Genomic DNA, 13257 nt, shown 5'->3' with positions numbered 1-13257 from the left:
TTTGATTTCGGCTTACGCCGGGCCCGGGAATCCGGGGTATTACGGTGACGACTGTTGCTGGTTTAACAGTCAATGATGGTGGTGATGGTGATGCGTGGTGGCCGCACCGGCCGCAGGATGGGCAATCACTTCGGCGCACTCGGCCAGCGATGGAGCGACCAGCGTGCAAACGCCATACAGCTTGGTCAGGCTGCGCAAATTGGCGGGCAAGTTGCGCAATTCCAGGGTCACGCCCGCCGCACGGGCGGCGCGTTGCCATGCCAGCAAGACCGACACGGCGGCGGAATCCACCGACTGCACATTGCGCAAGTCGAACACGGTCTGGCCGGCGTTGAGCGCGGCCACGCCCTGCGCCAGCGCCGCCGTGGCGTTGGCCACGGTCAGCGACGACAAAGGCAGCAAACTGTCGATGGAATCCGGCATGGGTTTATTTAGCAGCGGCTTTGATGGGTTTCGACGCCAGCTTCTTGTTCTTTTCAGACAAGGTCTTGATCAGGCCGTCGATACCGCCCTTGTTGATTTCCGATGCGAAGGTGCTCTTGTAGGTTTCCACCAGCCAGGCGCCCAGCACATTGATGTCGTAAATCTTCCAGCCAGTGGTCGATTTGGCCACGCGGTAGTTCAGCGGCACCGGTTCGCCACGCGACATGTTCACCTGCGAACGCACTTCGACTTCGGTGTCGCTTGGGTCGGCGCGCAGCGGCTTGAACTCGATGGTTTCATTTTTCACTTGCGACAGCGCGCCGGAATACGTGTAGATCAGCAGGGTACGGAATTCCGTCGACAGCTGCTTTTGCTGTTCCGGGCTGGCTTCACGCCAGAAACGGCCGGCTGCCAGCGAGGTCATGCGCTGGAAGTCGACATACGGCAGGATTTTGGTTTCCACCAGGTCCATGACGCGCTTGGTGTTGCCGGCCTGGATTTCCTTGTCGGACTTGGCGGTTTCCAGCACTTCCAGGCTGATGCGTTTTACCAGCACGTCCGGCGCTTCATTGGAAGACGGAGCGGTGGCGGCAAACGCGACGGAAGCGAAAGCCATCGTCGCGCAGGCCATAAGTTGCTTGATCAATTTCATCTGCGATTAACCTTATATTGTTTTACGTCGGATCACAGGCTGGCGTTTTGTTCCGCAGCCGGTTCCGCCATTATAGCCTGAGGCTGGTCTTTCCCTTTTTCAGCCTCGGCAGTTGCTGGTTTGTCATCATCCGCATAGGCGCTTTTCTTCTTTTTATTACGCGGATTCTCTTCGCCGTCGAATACCTTGCTGTCGCGCTGCTGCAGGAAACCATCGCGGACAAATTCATAACGGTCCAGGGCGGCTTCTTCCATCAGGTTGGTCGCGTCGAGCAACGCGGCACGCTGGTCGATGACACGAACAACGGTGCCGGTGACGCGGACGTTGACACGGTGGTTGTATTGCCACGGATCGGCCTTGATATCGAGCGGCAACGCCAGCGTGTCGCGCACCGTGGACGGGCCCAGCAGCGGCAACACCAGGTACGGGCCGGATTTCACGCCCCAGTGGCCCAGGGTCTGGCCGAAATCTTCCTTGTGCTTTTGCAGCCCCGCGCCCGACGCCACATCCATCACGCCCAGCACGCCAAAGGTGGAATTGAGCGCCACGCGCATCACGTCGGTGACGCCCTGCTCGCCTTTGCCCTGCATGAAATTGTTGGCGGCAGTCCAGACATCGGCCAGGTTGCCAAAGAAATTGTTAACGCCGGTCTGCACAAACCCCGGCAGCACGGTTTTATAAACGGTGGCCGCGGGTTTCAGCGCCGCTTCATCGACCTTGTCGTTGAAGTTGAACATGGCGCGGTTATAACCTTCATACGGGTCGCGCGGGTTCGGACCGGCGCAACCTGCCAGGGTGGCAGCGGTCAGCGTGGCAACGGTGGCCAGCGCCAGCTTACGCAGGGAGAAAGTCGAGATGTTCATTACTTGTCATCCTTTCCTTCGGCCGCTTTACTGTAAATAAATTGATTGATCAGATCTTCCAGCACGGCAGCCGACTGCGTGCGGGCGATTTTGTCGCCGGCGGACAGGTTTGCCGTGTCGCCGCCAGCTTCAATGCCTATGTATTGCTCCCCGAGCAGGCCGGCCGTCAGGATCTTGGCCGAGCTGTCTTTCGGGAATTGATAACCGGTTTCCATGTCCATGGTCACCAGCGCCTTGTAACTCTTGTCGTCGAAGCGGATGGCCGCCACACGGCCCACCACCACGCCGGACGCTTTTACGGGCGCCTGCGTGCGCAGGCTGCCGATATTGTCGAATTTCGCCGTGATTTCATACGTCTTGGCAAAGGACATCGAGCCCATGTTGCCGGCCTTCAGCGCCAAAAACATCAGCGCCGCCACGCCCAGCACCACAAACAAACCTACCCACACATCCACCGATTTACGTTGCATGACACTGTCCTGTTATATGCATGCCCAGCCTGAAGGCACCCATGTTACTTTTTTGTGGATGTCCGGCCTGAAGGCCCGGCACCCATATTATCAAATTGCTTATTACTTACTGAACATCAACGCCGTCAGCATGAAGTCCAGCCACCAGATCATCAGCGACGAAATCACGACGGTGCGGGTGGTGGCGCCTGCCACATCTTCCGGCGTCGGGCGGGCTTCATAACCCTGGTACAGCGCAATGAACGTGATCGCCACGCCAAACACCACGCTCTTCACGAAACCGTTAAAGATGTCCTTATAAATATCGACACCACCTTGCATTTGCGACCAGAACGCGCCTTCATCGACACCGATCAGCTTGACGCCGATCAGGTAGCCGCCAAAGATGCCGACCGCACTGAAAATCGACGCCAGGCACGGCACGGCAATCACGCCGGCCCAGAAACGGGGCGCCAGCACGCGCTGCACCGGGTTCACCGCCATCATTTCCATGGCCGACAATTGTTCACCCGCCTTCATCAGGCCGATTTCCGCCGTCAGCGACGTGCCGGCGCGGCCGGCAAACAACAGTGCGGTAATCACCGGCCCCAGTTCGCGGGTCAGGCCCAGCGCCACCAGCAAGCCCAGCGACTGCTCGGCGCCGTATTTATTCAGCGTGTAATACCCCTGCAAGCCCAGCACCATGCCGACGAACAGGCCGGACAGGGTAATAATCAGCATCGAATAGTTGCCAATGAAATGCAACTGTTCGATCACCAGGCGTGGCCGGCGCAACAAACCAGGCGACACGCCCAGCATGTAAAAGAACGTGCGGGCACTATAGCCAACGCCTTCCACATGGTCGCGCACCCAGGCGCCCATGCGCCCCAACAAGTTCACGGCAAACGTCATGCGCGCGCTCCCAGGCCCAGGTCGGCTTCCAGCGACTTACCCGGATAGTGGAATGGCACCGGGCCATCGCTTTCCGCATGCACGAACTGTTTCACGTACGGATCGGACGACGCCATCATGTCGTCCGGCGTGCCATGCGCCACGACCTTACCTTGTGACAGGAAATACACGTAATCAGCAATCAGGAACGATTCCTTCACGTCGTGCGACACCAGGATCGTGGTCGACCCCAGCGCATCATTGAGGTTGCGGATCAAGTTGGCGGTCACGCCCATCGAGATCGGATCGAGGCCGGCAAACGGCTCGTCATACATAATCAGTTGCGGATCGAGCGCAATCGAGCGGGCCAGCGCGACACGGCGCGCCATGCCGCCGGAAATCTCGTCCGGCTTGAGTTTGGCGGCATTGCGCAGACCGACCGCGTGCAGTTTCATCAGCACCAGGTCGCGGATCAATTCTTCCGGCAAATCCGTGTGTTCGCGCAATGGGAACGCCACGTTTTCATACACGGTCAGGTCGGTGAACAAGGCGCCATGCTGGAACAGCATGCCCATTTTGCGGCGCAACAAGTACAGGTCATCGGTTTTCAGCTTATGCACCGTTTGCCCATCGACCGTCACGCCGCCCTTTTGCGGGCGCACCTGGCCGCCGATCAGGCGCAGCACCGTGGTCTTGCCACTGCCGGAGCCCCCCATCACCGCCACCACTTTCCCGCGCGGGAAATCCATATGGAGGCCATTCAAGATGGCACGCTTTCCATACGAGAAGTGTAAATCGCGGATTTCGACGAGGTTAGGCACGTGTTAGCTCACTTTGCAGAATCCCGTATTGTAGTGCAGAAACGCCAAGTTCTGCAGGCGGCGCCCCCGTACGGGCGGGGGAAGAGGGGGATGATACAACACTAATAACTGTCGGGTCAGCAATTTACAATTTGAAAGAATTGCAAAATTGGTGCGGTGCGGGAAATATGTTTGTCAGCTAACGGCGCCAAGGTAGCGTGATGAAAATTGCAACAGGCATAACAGGAAAGAAGCCCTGCCATGCCGTTTTTAGACTTACTTACATTGCGACAAAATTAAACATTTCAAAAGGGGTGGCAATCAAGTCATTTACACCGGTAAGTGTTGCTATCAACTCCACCTCCCCCGCCAACGTTCCATATGCACGCACCTTAACAGCCCACAGCTGCGCGTTACCAGTCTCATCCGCACTAATCACCGTGACATTGCCTATATAAACATCCGGAGCAGAAGTGGAGGCGAATGGCCGATTACCCCCGAACAGATTTGCAATACCTGCGGCGTCAAGGTTGCCGCCATGATCAATCACCTGAAGCACGGCACGTTCTGCATAGCTGATGCTGGCAGTGCTTGCTTCATCGACGGCAGCCACGATTTGGGAAGCCTGGATATCGCCAAACTTGTCGGCGACGCCAACGGCGCCACCTCTGTGAAAGTCAGTAATGATCGTCGCTTTCGACGGATAAGTGTTCCGGTTAAGCTTGAATACATCGCTGCCCATTCCACCAGTTAACTGGTCTTCCATTTGCCCAAACGCGAACAGCGTGTCGTCACCGGCCCCGCCATCCAACGTATTCTTGCCGCGGCCGCCAATCAAGACATCATTACCACTTCCTCCAATAATGATGTCATCGTTGTAGCTGCCTGTGACCGTCTGGCCGTCCTCTGCGGCAACAAAGGAAATGGGGTCGTTGCTACCAAGAGCTGCTTCTAAAACATACTCTTCGATCCCTGCATGGCCAACCCCTCCGGTACCAATCAATGTGATCCGTTGGAATCCCGCCGTTTCCCACGAGGAAGCAAGATGATTATTCTGCTGGGACGTCATCGTCACCAGCGTATCTGGTGACAATAATAATTGTCCGATGTTGCTGAATTGCGCGGCAGAGATATCGATCTTATTGGAGAGCGACAACGTATTCGCTCCGGAACCGCCGTCATATTTGCCCGATACGGTACCACCCTGACTGACAAATTTATCCTCGTCAGCGCCTCCTGTTACAGTATTCCCCCTACTCAACAGCCATGCTTCGTTCTTGCCATCTGCTAGCTGGAAATGCCCGCCCTGGCCCCAAGTGCTAAGTTTCACGACACCGGCATCAGTGAACGCAATATTTGTATCGGATTCTACCCAGATAGGCCCGAGGTCATCATTTTGGGCAATGGTCAACCTGACAGATCCACGGAAGGTAGCATGTTCAAAGCCTCTAATCGTGGCCTTGGAAATATCCCCCGTCGCAAACAACCAATCGATACCGTCTCCTCCATCCAACGTCCCGGTAATGGCGTAATCACCGGCGGAGACATAATCCTCATCCTGGCCGCCAGTGACATTTTGCGAAGCCGATCCCAAATTGAAGTGATTCCGGCCACCTCCCAGAATATAACTTTCAACTTGCGCCAAGCCGGTACCGTCGAAATAAGGGGTCAACGTAATGGATTCGGCGCTGATACCGGTACCGGCTGCAATCGCCCCTCCAGTAAATTGGTCATGCTGCGCCGGGGTCATTTTTACCTGGAGTTCGCCGCTGCTTCCCGCCGGATCAAATACCAGCTTGCTGAACCCGCTGATCGTTGCCGCCGACAAATCAGCATCATCATGAACAATCAATACACTGTCATTGCCCATTGCAGCCAGGGTGCCGGTGACACGATATGCCCCGACGTCGAGCGTATTGGCGCCACTGGCCATCGCCACATGTTGTCCGGCGCTACCCAGGCTGAACGTGGATACTTCGCGCAATATATACGACTCAATCGCAGCACGCCCGGTGCCAGTAAACGCATCCTTAATGATGAAACTGTCTTTAGTGGCGGAACCCGTGACAGTACCGAAGGCGGCATGCTGTGCAGCAGTCATCGTCACCTGATTCCCATCCGCATTCAAAGCCAGGGTATGGACACCGTTAAGATTCGTGGCCTCGCTTAAGTCCAGAACCCCTCCTGCCACGACCGTCGCACGCTCACCCGCAACGGTATATGCCGACGTGATGTTGGCAACCTGCATGGCCATGCTGGCCACATCAGCGCCGTAGGTGCTCTGGATTCCATGCAAGTCGTCTTTGGCAGTCAAGTCCGTGTATGCGATGGTAACGGTTTGTCCCAGCTGCACAGGCACGGCAAGCTTCAACACCAGGCTCCGGGCACCTGAATTATCTTGTACGCCAACAACACTATAGGTTGAGCCGTTTGGAGCAAGGACCGCGCCGTCTACCTTGATTTCAAACTGGCTGATGGCCGGAAGATACTCTGCGCTCAAGTCGCTGCTGTATTTCAGCACCAGCGTGTCACCAGCCACGGTCGCCGTATCGATATCCGGGCCGGGATAGTTGGTGTTCAAGTCGGTAACTTCTCCGTTTCTAAGCCCCAACCGTGTAGCAGCCACATTATTAAGGCGAACCAGTGCATCGCCCATCTGTACTCCCGCCCCAGTTTTCCCTACCACATACAGATAGGCATCAGCGCCATCATTAAAAACGACGGCGGAGCCAACTGGATCACTATCCGTGGCAGCAATCACAGCCTGTAATTTCAACGTCAAGGTATTGTCCGTTTCGGCAAAGCCGGCCAGACCATTCTTTGAAACTGATGCTTTTCCTGCCAGTGGCACATTAAGGTGGGGAACGATCTCCAAATCCACGCTCTCAAATCCCAGCCAATTTTCTGCGCCCGGTTCGTTCCAATTGGTGATGGTGTCCGCACTGGCCAACAAGTCGGCAGCACTGTCGGCGCGGTAGTCTTTAAATGAAAAATTGTAGTGATTAGCGTCATTGCCACCGGTAAGTACATCGGCGCCACCGCCAGGAGTGAACCATACCGAGCTTGTGCCTTTCCATACCAAATGGTCGTTGCCGGCGCCTGTGACCAAATAGCTTGTTGTAGCGCTACTTATATTCAGATTGCCGAGGATGTCAGGCGCGTTGAGAGATGATGCCCGATCAATATTGAGAAGAGTTAATGTCGTACCGGCGGCAAGCTCACTCAAATCGATGCGGAAACACCGCGCTCCCGTAAAGTCAACTTGCGCCCCGCCGGGACCGACTTTGGCAGCGGAAAGCAAAAGTGTATCGGCCATAGAAGGCGGTGACGCTTGCGGCCCGTTCGTCAATTCTCCAGCGTACTCTGTAAAAACATAGCCATGTGGCGTATAAAAATCCACATTACCGGCCGCCGCAGCCTTAATAAAGCCATCATCGATGCGGATCCCATTCCAGCTTGAGAACATGCCGCCATAACCTGGTGTATTGATCAATTCTGCAACCTTCGCACCGGTCAGAATAATTTGCAGCGTTCCATCGATGACAAGTGTGCTCACGACGTCATTTTGCGAAAAACCGATTTCCTTGGAAGGCTGCTCGGAACGATCCAAATCCCACACGAGTTTGGACCAGTCAATCAAATGCTTGATATCTTTGCTGGCGTCTTCGTATGAATTCAGCATCTTGTCAAAACCTGTCCCGCTGACTGTCAACGTTTTCAAATCTTCCCGGAAAACACCGGAGCCAATGGTCACCCTTGTTTCGACAGCTTCGTAAGGCGCGATCCCCGTAATTTTTCCATTGGTGACGACCAAGCCGCCTGCATTCATGCCAGCCAGCTTGATCAATCCATCGCCTGCCTGTACACCCGCTTCCGCGTTACCCGCAACGTAAATATAAGCGCTGGTCCCATCATTGAAAATCGCGCTGGTGCCGGCCGGGCTGGCGCCGATTGCCGCCACCAAGGCTGCCAGTTTCAGTGGCAGGGTATTGTCCGCAGGATTGAAGACAGCCAGGCCGCCAGCAGTGATCGCCGCCTTGCCTGCGACCGGATTGTCATAGCGTGCAGTAGCAGGGGCCAGGTTCATTCCGGCAAAACGTATTTCATTGGAAGCAGCCGCTTTCCAGTTGGTGATCGTATCGGCCGCCGCCAACAGGTCCACCGCATTGCCTGCATTGAAATCAGCACCACCGGCAGCAAACATATAAAGATTCGTCCCGGTACCACCGGTCAGTACATCGGCCCCGCCGCCTGCACTGAACTTCACCACCTTGCCAGCGGCAGTGGAAGTCAGATGGTCATTACCTGCACCCGTACGGAAATCTGTCAGGCCAGTGCTGCTGACGACCAGATTGCCTCTTACATCTGAAGAGTCCGCGTACAGCGTGGCCGGATGATCCACATTCAGCAACGTCACCGTGCTGCCTGCCGACAGGTTGCCGACATTGACAAAACTGCTCTGCACGTCGGTACAATCGATGACAGCGCCATGGGGTTTCACTTGATACCCTGTCAACGACAAGCTATCCGCCTTGGTCACAGGGGACAGTTTAGCGCTGGCAGTCAATTGCAATTGCAGGTCGGTGTATACGGCTCCGCCGGCAATACTATCCGTGACAGCGGAGTTGCCCGCTTCATCGCGGATAAAGCCGGACGCGACTTCCAGCATATCCTTCGGTGACTGGAACTTGCCGTAACCGGAGGCACTCATAATTTCCGCGGCTTTCGCCGGGGTCAGCCACACCCGAATAAAATCGTCAGCCACCACCTGCGCGGACTGTATGTCTTTCAGCGCAAATGGGATATCAGTGGTGGCGCCGCCATCGCCATCCATATCCCAACGTATCTTGCTCCAGTCGAGGAATGACTTGATCTCCGTGTCATCACTGTCTCCTTTGCTCAAGATAGTGTTAAAGTCCGCACCGCCCAGGTAGAACGACGATGATTCTTCATGGAAGCTCAGGAATTTGATCGTCGATGTGGGCGCTGCCGTATCAGACACGCGACCGAAATCGGTGATGGCACCATTCTTGATCACCAATTCCTTCGCCGTCACATCATTTAAGCGGATCAACCCGTCACCGGCCTGCACGCCTGCATTTTGATGTCCGACGACAAAGACGTAAGCATCGGTAGCATGGTTAAACACCACGGATGTGCCGACAGCATCCATGCCAACGGCGGTAACGACCGCAGCTAATTTCGCTTCCAGCGTATTGTCGGCCACATCAAACGTTGCCAACCCTTGCGCGGAAATCGATGCGGTACCTGGGACTGGCGCAGCGCTATGCGGTATCGTTTTTAACGCCGATGCAAAAGAAATGCGATTATCGGCACCATTACTCCAGTTGGTGATCGTATCCGCAGCTTTCAGCAATGCCGGCACGCTGTTCACATTGAAGTGCGCCGGCGCGAAATGGAATTCATTTTCCTGGCCGCCCCCTGTCATGACGTCAGCACCGCCGCCGGCGGTGAACGCCGCCCCGCGTCCGGTACTGGTCAGCTGATCATTGCCATTGCCAGTTTGAATAATCCGCAAACTGTCACTGCTGACAACGAAGCTGGTTGCCTCCGAAAGCGTCCTCAGGTTGAGGCTGTTGTGGATGTTGGTCAGCGTGACAGTACCGCTCCCCTCTGTCGCCAATGCGATTGCATCACTTTTCACATTGGAAAAATCGGCTGTGGCCAGCAGCCCTTGCCCTACCGATCCTTTCACCATCAGAAAATCGGCATTGGATGCAAGCGCGGTTGATTGACCTTCCACTACGCTCTGGATCCCCATGGTCGACAGGTAGCTGTCAGACAGGCCGTCCGTTGTACTGGGTTTTCCATCGCTGTTCCGAACAAATCCTGCGGCTATGCTGATTGTGTCACTCTCACCACCGGATCGGCCATAACCCGTGGCGCTAAGCAGCGCGGCATGTTTTGCGGATGTCAAAATGATGCTCAGCACCTCTCCAGCTACATGCACGCTTTCTATGTCGCTGAGCGAAAACGACACGTTGGCTGAGAGATTGCCATCGCCATTGATATCCCAAACCAATTTGGACCAGTCGAGGTAGGTCTTGATGTCGGCTGCAGCAGTTTCATTTGGCCCCAGGATAGTAGCGAATCCGCTGCCGTGCACAATGAGTTCACGCTGGCTCTCATCGTAGTGCACCTTCGAAATGGTGACCTCCGGCGCGGGACGTTCACCCCGAATAATGCCGACGATATCGCCGGACGAAATTTGTAAACCCGCAGCCGACATATTATCCAGGCGTATCAGAGCATCGCCCTCCCCCACGCCAGCGCGGGTTTCGTTGACGACGTATACATATGCATGGCCACCGTGGTTGAATACGACCGCAGTCCCGGTCCGATCCATGTCCGCCGCAGCCGCCACGGCCTCCAGCTTCCGTACCAGCGTGTTATCGGCAATATCGAATACGGCCAAGCCCTGCGCTGATACCGACGCTTTGCCTGCTACCGCTGCCTCTTTATGTTCAGTCACGGATAAACTGACGTCACCAAACTCGATCCTGCCCGTGCCTTGATACCAATTCGTAATCCTGTCGGTCACTGCCAGCAAACCATCCGCGCTGTTGGCAGGGAAGTCATATTTGCTGAACTTGTAATAATTCGTCCCCGTGCCACCGGTAATGACATCCGTGCCACCGCCTGGATAGAACCTCACAAAACCGGTCGACGTGGAAGTCAGCCGGTCGTTGCCTGAACCGGTAAAGAAATATTCAGTGCGGGCACTTTCAACGACAACGTTGCCTTCGCTCTCGGGCATGGACAACGATGGCAGGTTATCCGCGTTTGCCAATGTCACGGTATGACCCTTCGGAATTCGATAGAGCGTCAGATCACCGCCAACACCAGCGCATTCAATTGTCACGTTCGATGCTGTCATATTGCTGCCCAAGACAAGCAGCGAATCGGCTTGGGTTTTCGGCGCCAGCAAGGTATTGTCGCCAATGTATGCCGCTGCACGGATGTCGACCGGATTACCTCTGTAGGTTTGGTTCAGGCTGCCATTACCTGCCGTGTCGCGAATAAATCCTGCACTGATCCATACGGTATCCGCAGCCGAACCCTGTTTGCCGTAGCCCGGGGTGGCTTTCATCGATTCGATTTTTTCCGGGGTCAGCACGACCAACAAACGCTCAGACCAGGAACCATACCGGATAATCCGGGCGCTTTCGATATCCGCAGCGGTGAAGTGGATACCCGACGTCATGCCAAAACCGCTGACGTCGAGCACAAGCTTGGACCAATCGATCTGATCCTTGAGATCCTTGTGTGGATCCTCATCCGCATTGAGCACTGAACCTAAGCCGTACCCGGCAATGTTCAGGGTGTGCTGATTTTCCTGTATTTCCAGCTCCCCCCAAAACACCTGCGGCAATGTCGTATCCGGCGCAACGTCAAAATAGTCCGCCACGTTGAGGTCGCCCACTTGGCCGATACCAGAGGGCATATCCAGCATGATGAATACATCGCGGTCGGCATTAAATGCGTTGTCGCGAGGGCTGTGCACATACAGATAGACGCCAGCAAAATCGCCGCCCGTCACTACAATCATGCCAGCCTGTTTTGGTGCCAGTCCTTTAAAACTGGCAGAATTCAGCACGCGGTCTGTCAATTGCTGCTGCGTTTGCACTTCGCTGCCACTAACATCGGCAAAACGTGTCAACGACGCGGGCACGATGGCAGATCCATCAAGCGACGGCAGCAATATCTTGTCCGTCCCGGCCTTGAAACCCCGGACCGTATCATATTGCTGCGCGCTGGAATCGGATTCCAGCATGCCGCTCCTATCCTGGAAAATGGCCGATAACAGCCGATCACTGCTATTGGGCGTCATCAGCCTGATACCGTCCTGCTCGCCAGAAACAATTATTTTCCCACTGCCCAGCACGGACTCGCCGGCTACGGCAGCGTCTATATCGCCTTGCAATGTATTCAGGCCGCCGGTCAGGGTAGCGGTGTACCGCTTGTCCTGATACCAGAATGTTACTGTGTCACCAGCCGATAATCCCATATCGGACATGCGGAACAGGACACCTAATGGCGCCTTCTCGGCAAAGAATTCGTACGGCTGGCCAAAAGACTCCATGAGCGTCTCCGCGCCCTCCCCAAGTACAATCCGATCAGCTCCCATCCCCGGCACGATCGTGGTCTTTCCTTCAAACCCCACATCGATGACGTTGGATTTATCATCTCCCCGGATAAACAGGTTACCAGTGCCGGTGACCTTCACATCGGCCGCCTGGGCGGCTGTCATTGTCAGACTGCCTTTGGGCGACACTCTGTACTCGGTAATGTTATCGAATGCTCCCACTGTTCCCTGGCTGACGTCGGCCCGCCCATCCACGACCGCGACAACATTTGCCGTCGTGATGTGAGACAAGTCGCTACCGGTCACAACACCTGTTACGACAGTTGTACCAAGGCCCTCAACCTTCCGTCCGCTCGTCTGCATCCAGGAGACGCTTAACACCTGGCCGGAGCCGATCAAAATCTTCGCCACGACATCCAGGTCCGGCTTGATCGCCGCCGTCACGCCACCACGTGTGAAGCTCGCTACATTTCCCGCATCCAATGTCATGCCAATATCGCCCGTGGCAGTCCCACTGAACGAGAGCACCTTGTTGCTATCAAGCGAAACAATCAGGGTCTTAGGGGCTTCCGTCGGGGCTGCGGTTGGAGCAACCGTTGGCACCTGCGTCGGGGCTGCTGTTGGGGCTGCTGTTGGGGCTGCTGTTGGTGCGTCGGTTGGAGCCTGAGTCGGCGCTTCAGTTGGAGCCTGGGTCGGCGCAGCGGTCGGCGCCGTAGTAGGTGCAGCCGTTGGCGCAATCGTCGGTGCAACTGTTGGGGCAACTGTTGGCGCAACCGTCGGTGCGATTGTTGGCGCTACCGTTGGCGCTGCCGTCGGTACGGTCGTTGGCGCCGTAGTTGGTGCGGCAGTTGGCGCTTCCGTCGGCGCCACCGTCGGTGCAGCCGTCGGCGTAATCTCCCCCACCTGGCTGGTCGCGTTATTGACCGCCTGGCTCAGCGCAGTCCCCGTGGTCGTGGTCACGCTGGCCGACACGTCGCCGCCCTTGGCCCCCGCTGCCATATTCTTTTCCACCGCCTCCGCCACCACCTGCACCTTGGCGATTTCCGTCAACAGCGCTTTCGCATCCGCGCCC

The 13257-nt window shown here is 56.1% G+C and carries 7 protein-coding genes; all 7 read right to left on the bottom strand.

What is annotated here, in order from left to right:
• Nucleotides 1–69 precede the first annotated feature (69 nt).
• The 7 genes from AC1RRC_RS31140 to AC1RRC_RS31110 all read right to left on the bottom strand — a co-directional run bounded on the left by AC1RRC_RS31140 (nucleotide 70) and on the right by AC1RRC_RS31110 (nucleotide 13235).
• The gene (locus AC1RRC_RS31140) at nucleotides 70–423 is read right to left on the bottom strand and encodes an STAS domain-containing protein (protein WP_493059673.1); all 354 of its coding nucleotides are present in this window, start codon (nucleotides 421–423) and stop codon (nucleotides 70–72) included.
• Between the two features lie 4 nt (nucleotides 424–427).
• On the bottom strand, nucleotides 428–1075 hold the full coding sequence (locus AC1RRC_RS31135; RefSeq protein WP_493059672.1) for an MlaC/ttg2D family ABC transporter substrate-binding protein: 648 nt from the start codon (nucleotides 1073–1075) through the stop codon (nucleotides 428–430).
• Between the two features lie 32 nt (nucleotides 1076–1107).
• Nucleotides 1108–1938, bottom strand: coding sequence for an MlaA family lipoprotein (locus tag AC1RRC_RS31130; RefSeq protein WP_493059671.1), 831 nt, complete (start codon nucleotides 1936–1938; stop codon nucleotides 1108–1110).
• Nucleotides 1938–2408, bottom strand: a complete 471-nt coding sequence (gene mlaD / locus AC1RRC_RS31125) for an outer membrane lipid asymmetry maintenance protein MlaD (RefSeq protein WP_493059669.1) — start codon at nucleotides 2406–2408, stop codon at nucleotides 1938–1940. Before mlaD ends, AC1RRC_RS31130 begins: the two co-directional genes overlap by 1 nt.
• A gap of 102 nt (nucleotides 2409–2510) precedes the next feature.
• Nucleotides 2511–3299 carry a lipid asymmetry maintenance ABC transporter permease subunit MlaE gene (gene mlaE / locus AC1RRC_RS31120; RefSeq protein WP_493059668.1) on the bottom strand — a complete coding sequence of 263 codons (789 nt, stop codon included), beginning with the start codon at nucleotides 3297–3299 and terminating at the stop codon, nucleotides 2511–2513.
• Nucleotides 3296–4099, bottom strand: a complete 804-nt coding sequence (locus AC1RRC_RS31115; protein WP_493059667.1) for an ABC transporter ATP-binding protein — start codon at nucleotides 4097–4099, stop codon at nucleotides 3296–3298. Before AC1RRC_RS31115 ends, mlaE begins: the two co-directional genes overlap by 4 nt.
• A gap of 259 nt (nucleotides 4100–4358) precedes the next feature.
• A complete protein-coding gene (locus tag AC1RRC_RS31110) occupies nucleotides 4359–13235 on the bottom strand; it encodes a SwmB domain-containing protein (RefSeq protein ID WP_493059666.1) in 8877 nt (2958 codons plus the stop codon).
• Between the last annotated feature and the right edge of the window lie 22 nt (nucleotides 13236–13257).

It is taken from the genome of Pseudoduganella sp. GW821-FHT12E03, from assembly GCF_058807115.1.
The sequence above is the reverse complement of the archived record's forward strand: the minus strand, read 5'-3'. Positions and strand labels throughout refer to the sequence as shown.